We start from the raw sequence: 19,343 nt of genomic DNA, 5'->3' as shown, positions 1-19,343 counted from the left end.
CCCGGCGACCTCTCATTCCATTGATATTTGTAACTTGGCGAGAACTTACACATAGACCAAGCCGTGACAAGTGCACGCTAGCAACTTATCAGGCAGGCAAACTAACGCTTAAAAACCAACAACTCAACCGAGAAGCCTTTCAATGCATTTCAAAGAAGAGGCAAGACCACAACGTGCGCTTTTATTTATACGGACGACAACTAAAGCAAAAGAATCGGAACACACTCGCACGCCCATTTTTATCCTGTGGCGAGGGAGCTTGCTCCCTCGCCACAGTAGCTCCCCCACCCCAGAACAGTGTCGCGGTTCAGGCCGGTTTGGCCCCATACCAGCGCGGTGTGTACACCCAGCTTCCACCGGATGCTCGCGGAAATACACAGGTGGTGGAAGAGCCGATCAGGACCATCGTGCGCATATCCACCTGCTCGGCGGTGAGCTGCCCCAGCGTGGTCACACGCAGGGTCTGGCCCGGGCGACCAATGTCGCGCCCCAACACCACCGGCGTCTGCGGTGTGCGGTGCTGGCCGACGATCTCCAGCGCACGCCCCAGTTGCCAGGGTCGCGCACGGGAAATCGGGTTGTAGAAGGCCAGCGCCAGATCGGCCTCGGCAGCCAGGTCGAGGCGTTTTTCAATGATCGACCAAGGCTTGAGATTGTCCGACAGCGACATCACGCAGAAGTCATGCCCCAACGGCGCACCGGCCTGGGCCGCGGTGGCGAGGGACGCGGACACGCCCGGCAGGATCTCCAGCTCAACCTGGTGCCAGGCCGGATCGCTGGAGTCGTGCAACGCTTCGAGCACCGCGGCCGCCATGGCGAATACACCCGGGTCACCGGACGACACGACGATCACCGAACGGCCTTGCGCAGCCAACTCAAAGGCGTGTCGGGCGCGCTGCATTTCTTCGCGGTTGTCAGTGCAGTGCAGCACTTGATCATCGCGAAACGGGCCGGCCATACGCACATAGGTTTCGTAGCCGAGCACATCGGTGGCCCGCGCCAACTCGGCTTTCACCGCCGGCACCATCAACTCGGCAGCGCCCGGCCCCAGGCCGATCACCGCCAGGCGTCCGCGCGGACGACCGATTTGGGCCACATCCAAGGGTTGAGCGGCAACGGCGATGGCCAGGTTGTCCGTCGCCGAAAGGATGTCCGCCGCCGGCACCGAACTGCGCGCCAAGGTGGCGGCATCGCCCGTCGTCGCCACAAAGCGCAGCGCTACCCCGAGTTCAAGCGCCGCTTCACGCAAGGCCGCACTGGCCATCAGCGTATCCGCCGCCACCAGGCACGCCAGGCTCTGAAGCGCCACGTTCGCTTGCTGCAAAGCGGCACGAACGGCGCCCGGCAGGTCAGCCAACTCGGCGCTCACCACCACCGCGACACTGCGCGGATAAATCAGCAGTTCGTGAGTGCTCGCCTCACGCTCGGCATGGCCGACGTGGATCGTGCGCCGCGCCTGCGGGTCTTGCGGCAACTGCGCTTGATCGAGCCACGGCGCCGCGCCTGCGATACGCACCGGCTCACCGGCCAGCAAGTCGGAGACGAAGCGCTTGCCCTGCTCCAGGTCGCCGAGGCTGTAGCCGCTTGGCGGATTGAGCAGGCAAGTGCCGAAACGCAATTCGCCGCTGGTGGTGATGGCCGGCGCGACCCGCAGGGTTGTCGCGATGTCCCGGGCCATGTCATTCACCCCGCCCAGGCCGCCCAACAGCGGCACCACGGCGCTGCCGTCCTCGGCCACCGCCAGTACCGGCGGCTCGGCGCCTTTTTCCAGCAACAGCGGCGCCAGGGTACGGATGACAATGCCCGCGGCGCACAGGGCGATGATCGGTGTGTCCTGTTGGTAGAGTTCGCGCAACGTCGCGCCAAATTCCAGGTACTGCCGATCGCCCTCGACCCGCCCGGCCAGGCCGTGGATCAGGGCGTCGGGGTAGCGCTGCTGGATCCGTCGGGCCGTCGCCAGGCTGCCGGGGCCGAGGATGACGATGGCCGGCGTCTTGGCGGCCATCAACCCTGCCACCGTTCGCCCGGCACGATGATCAGCGAAAAGTACGGCGAGGACATCGGCTCGACGTCATCCAACGGCACGATTTTCTGGTTGGCCATGGTCGCGCGCTCGACGTAAAGCGCCCGCCCGTCCATGCCCAGTTCCTGGAGCACTTGGCGAACCTTGGGAAAATTACGTCCCAGTTTCATGATCACCGCCGCGTCCGCGTCGGCGAGGCGACGCTTGAGATCGTCGTGAGGCAGGACGCCCGAGAGCACCGACAGGCTCTGGTTGCGATAGACCAGCGGCGCACCGAGCACCGAGGCTCCGCCGAGCATCGAGCACACGCCGGGGATGACTTGGGCCTCATAACGCTCGGCCAGGCGATCGTGCAGGTACATGTAGGAGCCGTAGAAGAACGGGTCGCCCTCACAGATCACCGCCACGTCGCGACCGGCGTCCAGGTGCACGGCCAACTGCTCGGCGGCGGTGTCGTAGAAATCGGCGATCACCTGTTCATAGGACAGCGGCGCCGGCAGCACCTCGGTGGTGACCGGGTAGACCAGCGGCAGCAATGTCTGCGCGTCCTGCAAATGCGCCTCGATGATGCCGAAGGCGTTGCCTTTCTTGCCCTTGGCGACGAAGTACGCCACCACGGGCGATTCGCGCAGCAGGCGCAGGGCCTTGACCGTAATCAGTTCCGGGTCACCGGGGCCCACGCCGAGGCCGATCAGACGTCCAGGCTGCTGCATTATTCAACCTCCGTAGCGAGGGCGTTGACGGCGGCGGCGGCCATGGCGCTGCCGCCCAGGCGGCCTTGCATGATCACGAAGGGCACGCCACGGCTGTTGGCCGCGAGCATCGCCTTGGACTCGGCGGCGCCAACGAAACCCACCGGAAAACCGAGGATCAAAGCCGGTTTCGGCGCGCCGGCGTCGAGCATTTCCAACAGGTAGAACAGCGCGGTCGGCGCGTTGCCAATGACCACGACACTGCCCTCCAGATGCGGACGCCACAACTCCAGCGCTGCCGCCGAACGGGTGTTGCCCAGTTCCAGGGCCAAGGCCGGCACGCTCTCGTCGCGCAAGGTGCAGATCACCGGATTGTTGGCCGGCAGGCGAGCCCGGGTCACGCCTTCGGAGACCATCCGCGCATCGCACAGGATCGGCGCACCGGCGGCCAGCGCCTGACGCCCGGCCGTGCCCGCGCCCTCGGAAAACTGCAAGCCATCAATGGCCTCGACCATGCCGCAGGCGTGGATCACCCGCACCGCGAGTTTCTCCAGATCGGCCGGAATGCGCGCCAGGTTGGCTTCGGCGCGGATAATCGCGAAGGAGTTGCGATAGATCTCCTGACCGTCGCGGATGTAATCAAGCATCAAGGGGGCTCCGGGGATGAGCGTCGAGCCATGGGCCGAGCGCTTCAATAGTCAGATTGTGGGCTTGCAACGCGCCGAAACCCGGCAGCGCGGCATCACGAAAATACAGGTCGTAACGACCGGGGGCGACCGCCAGCAAGGTGGCGGGTGCGATATGGGCTGCCGCGCAGGAACGTGGGCAGCCCGACAGATGGACTTTCAGGGTTTGGCCCTGGCGTTGCAGCAGCTCGGCCAATTGACGAGCATCGGCCTTGGTGTCGGCCAGGGCTTTGCCGCAGCCACTGGAACCGGTGCAGGCGATGAGCTGCGCCAGGGGTTGGTCGACCGACACCAACAGGCCCAGCGTTTGGAGCCGCGCCAGCACTTCTTCGGCATCCTCGACACACACGTTGGGTAGCAACAGGCTTTGCCAGGGCGTGACACGAAGGCTGCCGTCGCCCTTCTCCCGCGCCAGTTGCGCCGCCCCCCGCAGCATTCCGGCATCGAGCCGGCCAAGAGGTGCCGCCGCGCCGACGTAGACACGGTCGTCGTGCTGGGAATGGACGCCAAGGTGCAACCCATCGATGGACGCTTCCCGCTGCCAATCCGGGCAAGGTTGCAGCGGCAAGCGGTGTGCCAATCGGTTGACGAATTCATCCGCAGGGATTTCAGCCAACAAGTGACGCATGCGGATCTGGTCCGGGCGGGCCAGGTCGAGGAACAGCTCCAGCACCGCCACCACCAAGGCATGCCCCTGGGCCAGGGGCACCCTGCCCGCCGGTTTATCCAATGGGGAACCGGCCAAGCCGAAGGCCAGCCAGGGCTCGCCATCCCGGACCAGGGCCGACAACCACAGGTCGTGGTGATGTTCGAGCATTGCCAGCGCCTCTCCACCGTCCAGTTGCACGGCGAACTTGGCCGACAGTTCGGGGAAGCGTTCGTGGGTTTGCAGGGTGATGAGGATCCGCTCGGCCAACGAGCGGGTGTCGAACAGCATCTGCCGGTCGATCCCAGCCGCGGGGCTGAGCATCAGGTTGCGCACGTCATCGCCAGACGGTTTGCGAGGACCAAGCCCGGCGGCCAGCAATGGCTGGATCAGCGCGTCGTGCCCGGGGCCGATCCCGCGGATCTGCAGGTTGGCCCGGTTGGTCGCCTCGATCACGCCCCCGGCGAACCGCTCGGCCACCGAGGCCACGACGTCAGCCTGATCCGCCTGGATGGAACCGCCATCGAGCTTGATCCGACAGATCCCCCCGTCCAACGCCTGGACGACACGCAGCAACCCCGGGCAACCGGAGGGGCGGATGACGTTGGAGGATGGACGTTCGTTCAAGGGCAGACCGGCAGCTGAGAAACGCCACATTGGCGAAGGTGCGCCATTATGCCTGCTTTGCCGGTGGTCATGAAAAGCTTGCCTGTCGGATTGAGGCGAGATTGCTCAAGAACACGGGTTGCCTGATCCAATGATGTTGTCTGTATCGCCGCCATCGCGAGCAAGCTCGCTCCCACAGTTTTGGATCGGGGTGTTCACAAATTCTGCCTTCAACCCCAAATCCCCTGTGGGAGCGAGCTTGCTCGCGATAGCGGTCTGTCTGAAAAAGTGATGTTGGATGGACCGCAGCCATCGCGAGCAGGCTCGCTCCCACAGTTTTGGATCGGGGTGTTCACAAATTCTGCCTTCAACCCCAAATCCCCTGTGGGAGCGAGCTTGCTCGCGATAGCGGTCTGTCTGAAAAAGTGATGTTGGATGGACCGCAGCCATCGCGAGCAGGCTCGCTCCCACAGTTTTGGATCGGGTGTTCACAAATTCTGCCTTCAACCCCAAATCCCTGTGGGAGCGAGCTTGCTCGCGATAGCGGTCTGGAGGTGACATTGATGTTGCGCCAGGCGCCTGATCCGCCGGGGCGCGGTATGATGGCGGCCCGGTTCGCGGCGGCAACACGCCTGTCGATCAACCCCATCTATTCGAGGAACAGAGATGACCCCCTGGCTGACCGTAGTGGGCATCGGTGAAGACGGCTTCAAGGGTCTGGGCCGGACGGCTCGCCATGCCTTGCTGCGAGCATCGCGGATCCTGGGCAGCACTCGCCAGTTGGAACTGTTGCCCCTGTGTATCCGCGGCGAGCGGGAGCTGTGGCCCAGCCCGTTTTCCCTGGAACCGCTGCTCGCTCGGCAGGGCGAACCGGTGTGCGTGCTGGCCAGCGGCGATCCGATGTTCTATGGCGTGGGCGCCAGCCTGGCGAAACAGGTGCCGAGCGACCAGATGCTGGTCATCCCCGCGCCCTCCTCCTGTTCACTGGCCGCGGCGCGCATGGGCTGGCCGTTGCAGGAAGTGGTCACGCTGTCGCTGGTGGCGCGCCCCCTGGCGGCGCTCATTGGGCATTTATCCACAGGCGTCAGGCTGCTGCTGCTGAGCAACGATCGCCACAGCCCCGCCGCCGTGGCGAGCTTGCTGTGCGAGCGGGGCTTCGGCCCAAGCGCCATGACGGTGCTGGAACACTTGGGCGGCACGGCAGAACGACGAATCGAAAGCACTGCGACACAATGGTCCGACACCAGCGTTGCCGACCTGAACCTGATCGCCATCGAATGCCGGGCCGAACCCTCGACACCGCGCCTGTCACGCCTGGCCGGCTTGCCGGACACCGCGTTCGAGCATGACGGCCAGTTGACCAAACGCGACGTTCGCGCCATCACCCTCGCCCGTCTCGCCCCCACACCCGGCGAGCTGCTCTGGGATGTCGGCGCCGGCAGCGGCTCCATCGGCATCGAATGGATGCGCACCCACCCCAGCTGCCGCGCCTTGGCCATCGAGGCCGACGAAGGCCGCCAAGGCTTGATCGAACGCAACCGCGACACCCTCGGCGTGCCGGGCCTGCAACTGATTCGCGGCAGTGCCCCGCAAGCGCTGGAAAATCTGGAACGTCCGGACGCGGTGTTCATCGGCGGTGGTGTCACCCGCGAAGGCGTGCTCGACGCCTGCTGGGCCCGACTCAAGCCCGGCGGTCGGCTGGTCGCCAATGCCGTGACCCTGCAAAGCGAAATGACCTTGATGCACTGGCGCGAACGTCACGGCGGTGAACTGACCCGCATCCACATCGCCCAGGCCCAGCCCTTGGGCGAGTTCGACACCTGGCGCCAGGCCTTGCCGATCACCTTGCTCGACCTGGTCAAACCTCTCGATGCGTGACGAAACCGCCGAACAACCCGCCCCCCTGCGCAGCGGCCTGACCACCGGCAGTTGCGCCACGGCCACCAGCCTGGCGGCGGCCCGTTTACTGCTGCGCGGCACCGAAGCCGACGCGGTGGAGATCGTGCTGCCCAAGGGCAAGCAGGTGCAGATGCGCCTGGAGTTCTGCCGGTTGACCGACCAAGGTGCCGAGGCCGGGACGATCAAGGACGCCGGCGACGACCCGGACGTGACCCACGGCGCCCTGCTGTTTTCCCAGGTGCGCTTGATCGCCGAACCCGGCGTGCGCTTCATCGCCGGGCGCGGCGTGGGCACGGTGACGCGCCCCGGGTTGGTGCTGGGCGTGGGAGAGCCGGCGATCAACCCGGTGCCACGCAAAATGATCAACGATCACCTGGGTAGCTTGGCCGAAGAATGCGGTTATGCCGGCGGCTTCGAAGTCACGGTCAATGTCGAGGGCGGCGAAGCCCTGGCGTTGAAAACCATGAATCCACGATTGGGCATCCTCGGCGGCCTATCGATCCTCGGCACCAGTGGCATCGTCCGGCCGTTCTCTTGCGCGGCCTACATTGCCTCGATCCACCAAGGTATCGACGTGGCGAAAACCAACGGCTACCTGCACATCGCCGCCTGCACTGGCAACGCCAGCGAAGACACCATGCGCCGGGTCTACAACCTGCCGGAAATCGCCTTGATCGAAATGGGCGACTTCGTCGGCGCCGTGCTCAAGCATGTGCGCAAGGTGCCGGTGGATAAACTCAGCCTCTGCGGCGGCTTTGGCAAGATCAGCAAACTGGCCGCCGGCCACATGGACCTGCACAGCCGCCATTCGAGCATCGACCTGCCACAACTGGCCGAATGGGCGGCTGCCATCGGTGCCGATGAGGCGTTGCAGCAAGGCATTCGAGAAGCCAACACCAGCCAGCAGGCCCTGGCGATGGCCAGCGCCACCGGCATCGCCCTCGGTGACGCGGTGTGCGACCACGCGCTGGCCTTCGCCCGTAGCGTGGTACCGGCCCAGGTCCAGGTCGAAGTCTTCGCCATCGACCGCCAGGGCGGGATTGTCGGCCAGGCTGGAGTTTTGGAATGAAACGTATCCTGCTGCTCGGTGGCGTCACCGAGGCCCTGGCCATCGCCCGCACCCTGGGGCCCCAGCACATCTACAGCTTGGCCGGCATCGGCCGCGTCCCCACCGACCTGACCTGCCAGGTCCGCGTCGGCGGCTACGGCGGCGCCGAAGGGCTGGCGCATTTCATCCGCGCCGAGGGCATCGACCTGCTGCTGGACGCCACCCACCCCTACGCCGCCCAGATCAGCCACAACGCCGCCCACGCCGCCCGCGCCTGCGCCATCCCCTGCTGGGCCCTGCGCCGCCCGGCCTGGCAACCCCAGGCCGGCGATGACTGGCGCGAAGTGGCCGACTGGTGCGAACTGATCCAGGCCCTGCAACCCTTCCAGCGCCCCTTGTTCACTCTCGGGCGTGAGCCGCTGCAACACTTGGACGAAATTCCGCCAGGGCAATTCTGGACCTTACGAGCCTTGGACGTTTATCCCGGCAATGAGCACTGCGAAGTGATTGGCGCCCGTGGTCCTTTTCATATCGAGGGCGAGCGTGAGCTGTTCGAACGGCGGCGGATTGATGTGTTGGTGAGCAAGAACAGCGGCAGCACGGCCACCGAGCCGAAACTGGAGGTGGCGCGGGAACGGGGGGTGCCGGTGTTGGTGTTGAAGCGGCCAGTGCTGACGGGGGTGGATCGGGAGTTTGGGACGGTGGATGAGGTGTTGCAGGGGCTGCGGCAGTTGGTCTGACAGAAATCTGCACCGTCCTACAAGCCTGTCCTGTCAGAACTACGTCAGCAGGCTACATCACCTTGCGTCGCTGCCTACAACTACGCCAGAATCCGCCGGCTTGTGCGCCTTGGAGGCCCTCGGTAACTTGATTCCCGTCACTGCCCTTCAGTGATCGGGTTTAGTCGCCCGAGGTTTTCAGCGGGTTCACAAGCTTCGTCAGTCAGGTATTTCATCCCTGCACGTGATGGTGGTTGTGCGCAGGGCGCCTTCGGGCGCGCCGGTAATGCTGGACTCCCCGGTCGACTAACCTGCGCACAGCCGCCCTGTGGCGAGGGAGCTTGCTCCCGCTGGGCTGCGCAGCAGCCCCAAAAAAGCGGACGCGATATTCCTGACACACCGCAATGTCCGGTTCTAGGGCCGCTCCGCTGGAGCGCCAGCCCGGCCCAGCGGGAGCAAGCTCCCTCGCCACAAAGATCTCACTCGTCTTCAGACGGGGGCAACTTTCCCGAAGGGAAAGCCATGGTCAGTGACCTCGCATTCGATCTGGAGGGCTCGCGACGACATATCGCGCAAGGGGTCCAGCAGATGATTGAGTTGAGCCAGTTGTTGGCAAATCGGGCGCTGGATGTGGTCGATCCGAGATAAGCGACAGGACCTTGGGTTTGATCAAAGCGATTGATCAAACCCCTCGCCACAAAAACCACGCATGTTCTCTGGTCCCACAGGTGAATAAATGGCTCTTACACGAAACTACAAACATACGATTGCGGAACGCGCCAAAAGCGATCCAGCGTTCGCCCAAATTCTGCGGGATGAAGCCTTCACACGTTTCGATGCTGCCAGCTATCTCCAAACGGCAGAGGAAAAGTTGGCTTATCTTGATGCTTGCGTGGAAGAAGATAAGGGTGACGGCGTCTTGATCCGAGCGGCCCTCAACGATATCGCCCGGGCAAACGATATAGCACAGGCTTATACCGGCGCAGATCGGGAACGACTGGATATCAAATGATCAATTATGCCGTGGCGAGGGAGCTTGCTCCCGCTGGGCTGCGCAGCGGCCCCAAGGAAATGAACGCTATGTTCCTGAAACACTGCAATGTCCGGTTTTAGGGCCGCTTCGCGCTGGAGCGCCAGCCCGGCCCAGCGGGAGCAAGCTTCCTCGCCACAAAAGCACTCACTCGAAGATCTGTTGCTACTGTTAACCCCAGGCCTGCGACCCTACACCGCACATGGCCTTTTTACTTCTGCCCCCCGATCAGGCTAAATACCGCCACCTGATCGCCCAACCGAGCGGATTGCCCCAATGTCCCGACAACGGCTTGCATTTGCCTGGATCGCCTGCTTCGCAGTGCTGTTCAACATGCTTGCCATGCCGCTTTCCAACAGCGGGGGGGCGACCGCCAATTCGCCAGCCGAGCAAGTGCTGTGGGGCAGTTTCTGTTCTTCCAGCGGCACGAAAATGGTGGCGATTTCCCTGGGCACGTTCGAACAGGGCACGCCGCAACAGGACAATCATTCGACGATGCAGCATTGCTGGTGCTGCTCAGGTCCGGCGCCATTGGTGGCGCTTGCCGGGCATGTCCCGCAGTTGTATCTGGACGCTCAAAAGGCCCATCGTGCCGCCATTCATTCCACGCTCGACAGCCCTACCCCGCGCCAGCAATGGCCCAACCTAAACCCCCGCGCCTCGCCTCTGGCCTGATTCTTCCCGCATAAAACTGCGCCCTGAATCGTTCCGGAGATTTGCCATGTTGAACAAACTTATCCTGCTGGCCGCCCTGCTGCTTCCCGTCGGCATCGCCCAAGCTCACCAATACAAGGCGGGCGAGCTTGAGATCGCTCATCCATGGTCCCAGGAGTTGCCACCCAACGCGCCTACCGTGGCCGCGTATTTCGTCATCCACAACAGCGGCCCGACCGCGGACAAATTGCTCAGCGTCGACTCGCCCGTCGCCGGCAAGGCCGAGCTCCATGAGCATGTGATGCAAAACGACCTGATGAAAATGCAACCGGTGCCCGTCGTGAATATCGCCCCCGGTGCGACCGTCACCTTCGCGCCGATGGCGTATCACGTAATGCTGCTGGACCTGAAAGACCGCAGCCTGCTCAGCGACGGCAAACGCTTCCCCATGACCCTGCATTTCGAAAAAGCCGGGGATGTCACGGTTGATGTCGCGGTGCAGAAAAAAGCACCCGACGGCACCAAGTCGCATAAGCACGGCCAGTAAGACGTAGCCGCCCATGCAACCTCGTCGCGCCAGCCTGCCAACGCGCCGCCGTCAGCCCATGAGCCTGACCCGCGGCAGCTGGATCAGCCTGTTCGCCATGCTGATGATCTTTATCGGTCCGCTGGTTTCCCAGTCGATGCCGATGGATCAGCGCATGTCTTCGTCCATGCCTGTGTCCATGAGTATGGACATGGAGATGGACATGACGGCGCATGAAGCGCCGGCAGCCGAACATTGCCCGCCCCAGAGCGAGCACCATGCGCTGTGGGAAAAGTGCGGCTATTGCAGCCTGCTGTTCAACTGTCCCGCGTTAACCGGCGGCCATACCTTCGCCGCCTTCGACACACCGCCCACCCAAATCTATACCAGTCCCTCTCCACGCCTGGGCCATGCCCGGTCGGCATTCTTCCCGGGTGCCCGCACCCGCGCACCGCCCTTCGCAGCGTAGCTCCCGACACTTACTCAACCGGTCGCAAAAGACAGTCCCAGGCTGCCCGACCGTGTCGTCTACGTCTGTTCGATGGAATCATCATGTCCAGGTTTTCTGCTGGCACCGCGTTGGGCTCTGCCCAGGTTCGCTGCCCCCTGAACGAACCACGGGTTCGTTCGCGCCACACCATCGCCGCCCTGTGCGGCCTGCTGCTCGCTCCACTCGCGCTGGCCGATGAGCACGAGCATCACGACCATCCGGCCGAAGAACTGAGCCCGACGGTCATCACCGCCATCGCCCCCAGCTCGCCCCTGACCATCGTCACCAACCCCAAGGATCCGCGCCAACCGGTGCCGGCCAGCGACGGAGGCGACTACCTCAAGACCATTCCCGGCTTCGCCCTGGTGCGCAACGGCGGCACCAATGGCGACCCGGTGTTGCGTGGCATGTTCGGTTCGCGGCTGAACATCCTCACCAACGGCAGCATGCTGCTGGGTGCTTGCCCGGGCCGGATGGACGCGCCGACGTCCTACATCTCGCCGGAAACCTACGACAAGCTCACCGTCATCAAAGGCCCGCAAACCGTGCTCTGGGGCCCCGGCGCATCGGCCGGGACCGTGCTGTTCGAGCGCGAGCCGGAGCAGTTCGGCGAGCTGGGCACCCGGGTCAATGCCAGTGTGTTGGCCGGCTCCAACGGCCGTTTCGACAAGGTGGTGGATGCCGCCGCCGGTGGGCCGCTGGGTTATGTACGGGTGATCGGCAACACCGCCCATTCGGACGATTACCGCGACGGCAACAACGACACCGTGCCGTCGCGCTATGACAAATGGAATGGCGACGTCGCCCTCGGCTGGACGCCGGACGCCGATACCCTGCTGGAGCTGACGGCCGGCAAGGGGGACGGTGAAGCGCGCTACGCCGGGCGCGGCATGGACGGTTCGCAGTTCAAGCGCGAAAGCCTCGGGCTGCGTTTCGAGCGTTCGAACATCGGTGACGTGTTGGATAAAGTCGAAGCCCAGGTCTACTACAACTACGCCGACCACGTGATGGACAACTACACCCTGCGCACCCCGTCCGGCACCGGGATGATGGCCGGCCCCATGGCCTCCAATGTCGACCGTCGCACCCTCGGTGCCCGCATCAAGGCCACCTGGCGCTCGGCCGATGTGCAATTGATCAGCGGCCTGGACGCCCAGACCAACGAGCATCGCCAACGCAGCAGCATGGGCGTGGACACCTACAAGGACCTGCCGTACACCAAGGACGCCGACTTCCATAATTACGGGGTGTTCGGCGAATTGACCTGGTACGCCGCCGACCGCGACCGAGTGATCACCGGCGCCCGGCTCGACCGCGCCTCGGCCAAGGATTACCGCCAGAGCATCGGTTCCGGCATGTCGGCCCGTCCCAATCCTACTGCCGATGACACCCGCGCCGACACGCTGCCCAGCGGTTTCGTCCGCTACGAGCACGACCTGGACGACAGCCCCGCCACCCTCTACGCCGGCATCGGTCACGCGCAACGGTTCCCGGATTACTGGGAGTTGTTCTCGCCGAACGCCGGCCCGAGCGGTTCGCTGAATGCTTTCGACGCGATCAAGCCGGAGAAAACTACTCAGCTCGACTTCGGCCTGCAGTACAAGACCGACACCCTCGAAGCCTGGGCATCGGGTTATGTCGGGCAAGTCCGCGACTACATCCTGTTCGACTACACGCCGGGGATGATGGGCACCACTTCCCGGGCCGAGAACATCGACGCACGGATCATGGGCGGTGAACTGGGCGCGGCCTACAAGCTCACCGAACGCTGGAAAGCCGACGCCACCCTGGCCTACGCCTGGGGCAAGAACAGCAGCGACGGCAGCGCCCTGGCGCAGATGCCACCGCTGGACGCGCGCCTGGGCCTGACCTACAGCGAAGACCGCTGGAGCGCCGGAGCCTTGTGGCGGGTGGTGGCCGCGCAGCACCGGGTCGATGAAAACAAGGGCAACGTGGTGGGCAAGGACTACGGCAAAAGCTCGGGGTTCGGGGTCTTCTCCCTCAACGGCGCCTACCGCATCAACCAGCACTGGAAGGTCAGCAGCGGTGTCGACAACCTGTTCGGCAAAGCCTACGCCGAGCACTTGAACCTGGCCGGCAACGCCGGGTTCGGCTACCCGGCAAGCGATCCGCAGGCCATCAACGAACCGGGGCGCACGCTTTGGACGAAGGTGGATATGAGTTTCTGACCAGTACCGGAGATTTGTCAGCGAGGACACCCACTGTGGGAGCGAGCTTGCTCGCGATAGCGTTGTGTCAGTCGACATCAATGCCACTGAAGCGCCGCTATCGCGAGCAAGCTCGCTCCCACAGTGGTTCGTTTCCACCTTGACTGACCGCACAACATAACAACCCAATTTGCCCTGCGGAGCGCTTTGCAATGAGCCAACCGAAACCGAATTTCTACAACCTGGCCTGGCGCTGGCATTTCTATGCCGGGCTGTTCGTGGCGCCGTTCATGGTGATGCTGGCCCTGACCGGGATCATTTACCTGTTCAAGCCGCAACTCGATCCCCTGATGTACGGCAGTCTGCTGAACGTGCCGGCCGGGCACCACACCCTGGCGGCGGACGACCTGCTCAAGCAGGTCCGCCAGGCCTACCCCGAAGGCCAGGTCAAGCAGTACCTGCCACCGGTCAACGCCGAGCGCAGCGCGCAGTTCGTGGTGATCGACAAGGGCCGGGAGTTGAATGTGTTCATCGACCCGTACCACGGCGACGTCCTCGGCGAGCAGGATGCGAAGAGCAATCTGCAAGCCATGGCCCGGGCGATCCACGGCGAGTTATTGATCGGCACGGTGGGTGACCGATTGGTGGAAATGGCCGCCGGCTGGGGCGTGGTGCTGGTGGTCTCCGGCCTGTACCTGTGGTGGCCGCGCGGGCAATCATCGGCGGGTGTGCTGTGGCCGCGCTGGAGCGCGCGGGGGCGGGTGTTCTGGCGTGACGTGCACGTTGTCGTCGGCTTCTGGGGCGCGGCGTTCCTGCTGGTGATGCTGCTCAGCGGCATGACCTGGACCGGCTTCTGGGGCAAGCAGTACGCCGACCTCTGGAACCGCTTCCCGGCGGCGATGTGGAATGACGTGCCCAAGTCCGACGTCGAGGCCGGCAGCCTCAACAACGCCCATCGCCAGACCGTGCCGTGGGCCATGGAAAACACGCCGATGCCGATGTCCGGCGACCATGCCGAGCACATGGCCCACGGCGGCATGCATGAAGGCCCCGCCGCCCCGACCGTCAGCCTGCAAGCGGTGCAGGATATCGCCACCGAGCGCAAGGTCGAACCCGGCTACAGCATCACATTCCCAACGACCGCCTCGGGCGTGTTCACCATCGCCGTGTTCGCCGATGACCCGCGCAACGACGCGACCCTGCACGTGGACCAATACACCGGCAAGGTCCTGGCCGATGTGCGCTGGGAGCATTACGGCATCGTGGCCCGCGCCACCGAGACCGGCGTAATGCTGCACGAAGGCAAGATGTTCGGCCCGCTGAACCAGATCCTCGTGCTGCTGGTTTGCCTGATGATCCTGCTCAGCGCCGTGAGTGGCCTGGTGATCTGGTGGAAGCGCCGGCCCCAGGGCAAATTCGGCGTGCCGCCACTGCGCCACGACCTGCCGACCTGGAAAACCGGGGTGTTCATCATGCTGGCCCTGGCGCTGGTGTTCCCGTTGGTGGGCGCTTCGCTGGTGGTGGTGTGGGCGCTGGATCGCCTCGTCACGCGGTTGAATCGCCAGCCTGAGATTGCCTCATCTTCAAACTGAAGACAGTGCGTTAACGGAAGGTGGCGCGAAACCTCTACAATCGTGCCCGCTTTCCAAACGGTGAACACCATCCCTTGTGGGAGCGAGCTTGCTCGCGATTGCAGTCGGTCAGTCACATCTCTATCGACTGACACACCGCTATCGCGAGCAAGCTCGCTCCCACAATGGACTGGGGTCCCGACCCAATCACTTGAGTAACCGCATGACCTCCCTAACCCTCTCCCACCTCGCCTGGACACCCCTGGGCCATGGCCACTGCCATCACCAGTTCCAGCTGCGTGATGCCACCCTGCAGGTGGCGGCCGGGGAGTTTGTCGGGTTGATCGGGCCCAACGGCAGCGGCAAGACCAGCCTGTTGCGCTGCGCCTATCGCTTCAACCGGCCAGAACATGGCGAGGTCAGGCTCGAACATCACAACCTCTGGAAACAGTCCTCGCGCTGGTGCGCCCAACGCATCGCGGTGGTGCTGCAAGAATTTCCCGACGCCTTCGGCCTGACGGTGGAGGAAGTCGTCGCCATGGGTCGCACGCCCCACAAAGGGCTGTTCGACAGCGACAATCACGAAGACCGCCGGCGGGTGCTCCAGGCATTGGCATCGGCAGGGCTCGAAGGCTTTGGCGATCATGCTTTCGCCACGCTGTCGGGAGGGGAAAAACAGCGGGTGATCCTCGCCCGTGCCTTGGCCCAGCAGCCGCAGTTGCTGATCCTCGACGAGCCGACCAACCACCTCGACCCGCGCTATCAATTGCAACTGCTGCAACTGATCAAGGGCCTGGGCATCGGCACCCTTGCCAGCCTACACGATTTGAACCTGGCCGCCGCCTTTTGTGATCGCCTGTACGTCATCGAACACGGGCGCATCGTCGCCAGCGGCACGCCCAAGGACGTCCTCACGGCCGAGCTGTTGTGCGAGGTGTTCGGCGTTAAAGCCCTGGTGGACGAACATCCGCTGTCCGGCTACCCACGAATCACTTGGATAACCCAACCATGACCTTGCGTTTCCTGCTGTTGCTGCCCCTCCTGCTGGGCAGCACGAATGCCCTGGCCGAAGCCACCCGCTACCCGTTGACGGTCCAGAGCTGCAACCGCCAGGTGGTGTTCAACGAGGCACCTCGCCACGCGGTCAGCCATGACATCAACATGACGCAGATGATGCTCGCCCTGGGGCTCAAGCCGCGTATGGTCGGCTACAGCGGTATCAGCGGCTGGAAATCGGTGACGCCCGAGATGGCGAAGATCCTCGACGGCCTGCCGGAACTGGCCGCCAAATATCCCTCGGTGGAAACCCTGCTCGATGCCAACGTCGACTTTTTCTTCGCGGGCTGGGACTACGGCATGCGCGTGGGCGGCGACCTGACGCCGCAGACCTTGCAACCGCTGGGCATCAACGTCTACGAGCTGACCGAATCCTGCGCCTTCGTGATGAAGCGACCGGCGGCCTCCCTGGAAGATACCTACAACGACCTGCGCAACCTCGGCAAGATCTTCGATGTGCAGGATCGCGCCAATGCGTTGATCGCGACGATGCAGGCCCAGGTGGCCGAAACGCGCAAGCACCTGCCGACCCGACAACCGCGCGTGTTCCTGTATGACAGCGGCGAAGACCGTGCCATGACCTCCGGCCGTCTCGGCATGCCCCAGGCGTTGATTGACGCAGCCGGCGGACGCAACATTCTCGAGGACGTGGAAACCAGTTGGACCCGGGTGAACTGGGAGAACGTGGTGGAGCGCAACCCGCAGGTGATCGTGATCGTCGACTACGGCGAAGTCAGCGCCGAGCAGAAGCAACAATTCCTCCTGGATAACCCGGCCCTGCAATCGGTGGATGCGATCAAGCAGCGGCGCTTCATTGTGATCCCTTACGTGCAGGCCACGCCGGGCATCGATAACGTGCTGGCGGTGCAAACCCTGGCACGGGGTTTCCACGACCAATGAATAATCGTCGCTACGGCACCCTGCTGATGGTCCTTGGCGCGCTGCTGCTGGTGTCGTGCGTGGCGTCCCTGGGCTTTGGGCCGGCGCGGGTGCCGGTGGCTGTGGTCTGGGATCTGCTGCTGCACAAGGCCTTCGGTGTGGGCGAGGTCTACTGGACGCCCGGCCAGGAACATATCGTCTGGCTGATCCGCGTCCCGCGCCTGCTGCTCGGAGCCCTGGTCGGTGCCGGGCTGGCGCTGATCGGCGCGGTGCTGCAAGCGGTGACGCGCAACCCGCTGGCCGATCCGCATCTACTGGGCGTCACGTCCGGCGCGACCCTCGGGGCGGTGATCGTGGTGTTGCATGTCGGTGAAATCATCGGTTTGCTGACCTTGCCTCTCGCGGCCTTCATCGGCGCGCTGCTGAGCATGTTGCTGGTGTTGGCCATCGCTGCCCGCCAAGGCCGGCTGGAGAGTGATCGCCTGTTGCTGTGTGGTGTGGCAGTGTCCTTCGTGATGATGGCGGCGGCCAACCTGTTGTTGTTCCTCGGTGATCATCGTGCCAGTTCGGCGGTGATGTTCTGGATGCTCGGCGGCCTGGGCCTGGCCCGCTGGGAACTGCTGGCCGTGCCGGCCGCCAGTGTGCTGCTGGGACTGGTGTTGCTGCTGGGCATGGCCCGGCCGTTGAACGCGCTGATGGCCGGCGAACAGACCGCCGTGACCCTCGGCCTGAACGCGGCGAAGGTGCGGTTGTGGATCTTTTTGATCGCGTCACTGATGACCGGCGTACTGGTGTCCATCAGCGGCTCGATTGGTTTTGTCGGGCTGATGGTGCCGCACATTGCCCGGCGCCTGGTAGGCGCCGAGCATCGGCGGCTGCTGCCGGCTTGCGTGCTGCTCGGCAGCCTGTTCCTGGTGTGGGTGGACGTGGCGGCCCGCACGTTGATCGCCCCCGAGGACTTGCCGATTGGGGTCGCCACAGCCGCTATCGGCGGACTGTTCTTTATCGGTCTGATGCGCCGTCGCTGAAAAGATGCTTCTTTTTGTAGACGCCGAAGAGTTCGGTCCCAAGGCCTCCATTTCGAAAATGCTCGAGCTCCGCTCGCACCAGTTCAATCACTAAGGCCCGGTCTTCAGCTTGTTCAAGATTGAAATTCCCGCTGTAGGCAAGATTCACCATCCGCCAGAGGAAGCAGTTGGTGCGGTAAACGTCTACCGGCTTCAGCCAACGTTCAAGGAGCGCGGTAATTTCCTCGCTTCGAATCCCCTCGAAACACCCAATCGAATGGTCCTTGTCCGGAATGACAGCATCGACAACCTGAGTGTCGGCATTTAGTCGGTAGCGCGCCGGCAAGGAAGAGAATGCGGCGTCAGCGGCAATTATCGCGTCGGGCCACAAGCGATTGCCATTACGTCCCACGGCCTCCCCCACACTCCAGAACTCCCCATCATTTTTCAAACTACGGGAGATAAAGCGCATGACCTTTTCCAGTTCTACCAAATGATGCAATGCCGAAACACAGATAATGACATCCCACTGTTCACCGGTAGGTACCAGGTTATTCGCATCCGCCACGATCAAATCGAGGTGGATCCCTGGCGGAAATTGCTTTGCCGCGATTTGAAGCAGATCTTCATTGATATCCAGCAACGACCATTCCACGCCTTCGGGAACAGCCGCTGACAAACCGGCCTCTATCCGCGCGGCGCCACTGCAGATTGACAAGACCTTTATCGCCCCGTGGTCCGTGACTTTCCGGCGTAGCCTCGCTTGAAAATCAGGCGGCATTTGCGGGACGTTCGCCCTCAGCAGACGCGTCGCATAAGAGTAGGCGGCCTCTCCTTCAAACGGCTCCAAAATGACCATGTCAGCCGGCGCACCAGGCCCTTTCGTATGAGCCGGCCCATTGAGTTGGCGAACGGTGCGCGCAACGCCCATCGCAGCTTCACTTTGTCGCTCCTGGACGCTTGCATAGAACTCATTCCGGTAGACGCTACTGAAGTGTGCGATCTCGTTTTTCATGCGCATGGGTTGATGGGTTTTCGCCAGAAGCGCTTTCATCTCGCCCTCTCTGGCTACGCACAGGTCAGCTATCGCCAGCCAATCTGCCGTCGGATCGTTCTTCGCCCCAGGCCCACACGCTACCAAGAGACGGCCACGCTTGCCCGCCAACCAAGCCAGATCCAAATCCACCGTTCGCCATTCCGACGAGGTATAGCCTCCGCCAACATGAAACGTTCCAAGTTGAAATTCGGCTTGAGCTTGATCATCGAAAAAAACAACTGAGCAGGTGAGCCCATCCGAACTGATGCTGGGGAGAGCCGCCGAAAAACGAACGTGCAAGGTTGAATCAGCAAACACCTGCAGCTCACTGCTTCGAAGGTGCTCTCCAGCGGTGAGAATCAGCGAATACCTGCCTTCTCTCAAATGCGTCACATGCATCCATTTCGGGTGCTCGGCCGGTTTAACGCCAGGCAATACGTCAAAAACCGCCGTCTCGTCGAGAAGAAAACTGCTCGCAGCGCCAGAATCAATCAAACGGATTTCCCCTGTTCAGAATGGCAGAAGTGTCAGCATAGTCGGGCGGTCGAAAATCTCACCTTGAATTGGCCCACATCCACGCCCCAACGCAGGGCGCCGTATTGCACCA

17 protein-coding genes and 1 pseudogene are annotated in these 19,343 nt (G+C 63.4%); 13 read left to right on the top strand and 5 right to left on the bottom strand.

The annotated features are described in order from the left end of the window. Positions 1–307: 307 nt before the first annotated feature. From cobJ to cobG, 4 genes are read right to left on the bottom strand one after another with little or no spacing between them, the layout of a single operon-like run. Complete coding sequence (cobJ, locus tag J3P85_RS02870; protein ID WP_434704830.1) at positions 308–2,005, bottom strand: precorrin-3B C(17)-methyltransferase; 1,698 nt, start codon at positions 2,003–2,005, stop codon at positions 308–310. After that, positions 2,005–2,736 carry a precorrin-2 C(20)-methyltransferase gene (locus J3P85_RS02865; protein WP_411387459.1) on the bottom strand — a complete coding sequence of 244 codons (732 nt, stop codon included), beginning with the start codon at positions 2,734–2,736 and terminating at the stop codon, positions 2,005–2,007. Before J3P85_RS02865 ends, cobJ begins: the two co-directional genes overlap by 1 nt. Then, entirely contained in the window at positions 2,736–3,362 is a 627-nt protein-coding gene (locus tag J3P85_RS02860) for a precorrin-8X methylmutase (protein ID WP_186731096.1), read from the bottom strand. Before J3P85_RS02860 ends, J3P85_RS02865 begins: the two co-directional genes overlap by 1 nt. Next, positions 3,355–4,674, bottom strand: a complete 1,320-nt coding sequence (cobG, locus tag J3P85_RS02855; protein ID WP_434704829.1) for a precorrin-3B synthase — start codon at positions 4,672–4,674, stop codon at positions 3,355–3,357. Before cobG ends, J3P85_RS02860 begins: the two co-directional genes overlap by 8 nt. 645 nt (positions 4,675–5,319) lie before the next feature. Between cobG and cbiE the strand changes: the two genes are divergently transcribed. From cbiE to J3P85_RS02790, 13 genes and pseudogenes are all read left to right on the top strand, one after another. Beyond that, positions 5,320–6,531, top strand: coding sequence for a precorrin-6y C5,15-methyltransferase (decarboxylating) subunit CbiE (cbiE, locus tag J3P85_RS02850; protein ID WP_434704828.1), 1,212 nt, complete (start codon positions 5,320–5,322; stop codon positions 6,529–6,531). Then, positions 6,524–7,621, top strand: coding sequence for a cobalt-precorrin-5B (C(1))-methyltransferase (locus J3P85_RS02845; RefSeq protein WP_434704827.1), 1,098 nt, complete (start codon positions 6,524–6,526; stop codon positions 7,619–7,621). Before cbiE ends, J3P85_RS02845 begins: the two co-directional genes overlap by 8 nt. Continuing rightward, the gene (locus tag J3P85_RS02840) at positions 7,618–8,340 is read left to right on the top strand and encodes a cobalt-precorrin-6A reductase (RefSeq protein ID WP_434704826.1); all 723 of its coding nucleotides are present in this window, start codon (positions 7,618–7,620) and stop codon (positions 8,338–8,340) included. The genes J3P85_RS02845 and J3P85_RS02840 overlap by 4 nt, the downstream gene beginning before the upstream one ends. Positions 8,341–8,838: 498 nt before the next feature. Continuing rightward, a pseudogene (locus J3P85_RS02835) lies at positions 8,839–8,967 on the top strand (DUF6124 family protein); the annotation flags it as partial. 88 nt (positions 8,968–9,055) lie between these two features. After that, on the top strand, positions 9,056–9,331 hold the full coding sequence (locus J3P85_RS02830) for a DNA-binding protein (protein ID WP_434704825.1): 276 nt from the start codon (positions 9,056–9,058) through the stop codon (positions 9,329–9,331). 294 nt (positions 9,332–9,625) lie between these two features. Beyond that, complete coding sequence (locus J3P85_RS02825; protein ID WP_434704824.1) at positions 9,626–10,024, top strand: DUF2946 domain-containing protein; 399 nt, start codon at positions 9,626–9,628, stop codon at positions 10,022–10,024. A 46-nt stretch (positions 10,025–10,070) separates the two neighbouring features. Further along, entirely contained in the window at positions 10,071–10,550 is a 480-nt protein-coding gene (locus J3P85_RS02820; RefSeq protein ID WP_434704823.1) for a copper chaperone PCu(A)C, read from the top strand. Positions 10,551–10,608: 58 nt separating this feature from the next. Further along, positions 10,609–10,998 (top strand): DUF2946 domain-containing protein, encoded by a 390-nt coding sequence (locus J3P85_RS02815; RefSeq protein ID WP_434706316.1) that lies wholly within the window; start codon positions 10,609–10,611, stop codon positions 10,996–10,998. An 83-nt stretch (positions 10,999–11,081) separates the two neighbouring features. Continuing rightward, positions 11,082–13,208, top strand: a complete 2,127-nt coding sequence (locus tag J3P85_RS02810) for a TonB-dependent copper receptor (RefSeq protein WP_434704822.1) — start codon at positions 11,082–11,084, stop codon at positions 13,206–13,208. Positions 13,209–13,399: 191 nt separating this feature from the next. Then, entirely contained in the window at positions 13,400–14,779 is a 1,380-nt protein-coding gene (locus tag J3P85_RS02805) for a PepSY-associated TM helix domain-containing protein (RefSeq protein ID WP_434704821.1), read from the top strand. A 202-nt stretch (positions 14,780–14,981) separates the two neighbouring features. Further along, positions 14,982–15,770 (top strand): ABC transporter ATP-binding protein, encoded by a 789-nt coding sequence (locus J3P85_RS02800; protein ID WP_434704819.1) that lies wholly within the window; start codon positions 14,982–14,984, stop codon positions 15,768–15,770. Then, positions 15,767–16,714 carry an ABC transporter substrate-binding protein gene (locus tag J3P85_RS02795; RefSeq protein ID WP_434704818.1) on the top strand — a complete coding sequence of 316 codons (948 nt, stop codon included), beginning with the start codon at positions 15,767–15,769 and terminating at the stop codon, positions 16,712–16,714. The genes J3P85_RS02800 and J3P85_RS02795 overlap by 4 nt, the downstream gene beginning before the upstream one ends. After that, positions 16,711–17,721, top strand: a complete 1,011-nt coding sequence (locus tag J3P85_RS02790; protein ID WP_434704817.1) for a FecCD family ABC transporter permease — start codon at positions 16,711–16,713, stop codon at positions 17,719–17,721. Before J3P85_RS02795 ends, J3P85_RS02790 begins: the two co-directional genes overlap by 4 nt. On the opposite strand, the gene J3P85_RS02785 is transcribed toward J3P85_RS02790, so the two are convergent. Beyond that, positions 17,696–19,231 (bottom strand): class I SAM-dependent methyltransferase, encoded by a 1,536-nt coding sequence (locus tag J3P85_RS02785; RefSeq protein ID WP_434704816.1) that lies wholly within the window; start codon positions 19,229–19,231, stop codon positions 17,696–17,698. The two genes, J3P85_RS02790 and J3P85_RS02785, sit on opposite strands and share 26 nt — an antisense overlap. Positions 19,232–19,343 lie beyond the last annotated feature (112 nt).

The sequence above is a fragment of the Pseudomonas sp. Z1-12 genome (assembly GCF_051132015.1).
In the GTDB taxonomy this organism is placed as follows: domain Bacteria; phylum Pseudomonadota; class Gammaproteobacteria; order Pseudomonadales; family Pseudomonadaceae; genus Aquipseudomonas; species Aquipseudomonas zanjanensis.
The sequence above is the reverse complement of the archived record's forward strand: the minus strand, read 5'-3'. Positions and strand labels throughout refer to the sequence as shown.

What these genes read in the sequence shown, in the direction of transcription:
- cobJ (WP_434704830.1), bottom strand. Translation starts at nt 2,005, where the DNA reads ATGGCCGCCAAGACGCCGGCCATCGTCATCCTCGGCCCCGGCAGCCTG.
- J3P85_RS02865 (WP_411387459.1), bottom strand. Translation starts at nt 2,736, where the DNA reads ATGCAGCAGCCTGGACGTCTGATCGGCCTCGGCGTGGGCCCCGGTGAC.
- J3P85_RS02860 (WP_186731096.1), bottom strand. Translation starts at nt 3,362, where the DNA reads ATGCTTGATTACATCCGCGACGGTCAGGAGATCTATCGCAACTCCTTC.
- cbiE (WP_434704828.1), top strand. Translation starts at nt 5,320, where the DNA reads ATGACCCCCTGGCTGACCGTAGTGGGCATCGGTGAAGACGGCTTCAAG.
- J3P85_RS02845 (WP_434704827.1), top strand. Translation starts at nt 6,524, where the DNA reads ATGCGTGACGAAACCGCCGAACAACCCGCCCCCCTGCGCAGCGGCCTG.
- J3P85_RS02840 (WP_434704826.1), top strand. Translation starts at nt 7,618, where the DNA reads ATGAAACGTATCCTGCTGCTCGGTGGCGTCACCGAGGCCCTGGCCATC.
- J3P85_RS02830 (WP_434704825.1), top strand. Translation starts at nt 9,056, where the DNA reads ATGGCTCTTACACGAAACTACAAACATACGATTGCGGAACGCGCCAAA.
- J3P85_RS02825 (WP_434704824.1), top strand. Translation starts at nt 9,626, where the DNA reads ATGTCCCGACAACGGCTTGCATTTGCCTGGATCGCCTGCTTCGCAGTG.
- J3P85_RS02820 (WP_434704823.1), top strand. Translation starts at nt 10,071, where the DNA reads ATGTTGAACAAACTTATCCTGCTGGCCGCCCTGCTGCTTCCCGTCGGC.
- J3P85_RS02815 (WP_434706316.1), top strand. Translation starts at nt 10,609, where the DNA reads ATGAGCCTGACCCGCGGCAGCTGGATCAGCCTGTTCGCCATGCTGATG.
- J3P85_RS02810 (WP_434704822.1), top strand. Translation starts at nt 11,082, where the DNA reads ATGTCCAGGTTTTCTGCTGGCACCGCGTTGGGCTCTGCCCAGGTTCGC.
- J3P85_RS02805 (WP_434704821.1), top strand. Translation starts at nt 13,400, where the DNA reads ATGAGCCAACCGAAACCGAATTTCTACAACCTGGCCTGGCGCTGGCAT.
- J3P85_RS02800 (WP_434704819.1), top strand. Translation starts at nt 14,982, where the DNA reads ATGACCTCCCTAACCCTCTCCCACCTCGCCTGGACACCCCTGGGCCAT.
- J3P85_RS02795 (WP_434704818.1), top strand. Translation starts at nt 15,767, where the DNA reads ATGACCTTGCGTTTCCTGCTGTTGCTGCCCCTCCTGCTGGGCAGCACG.
- J3P85_RS02790 (WP_434704817.1), top strand. Translation starts at nt 16,711, where the DNA reads ATGAATAATCGTCGCTACGGCACCCTGCTGATGGTCCTTGGCGCGCTG.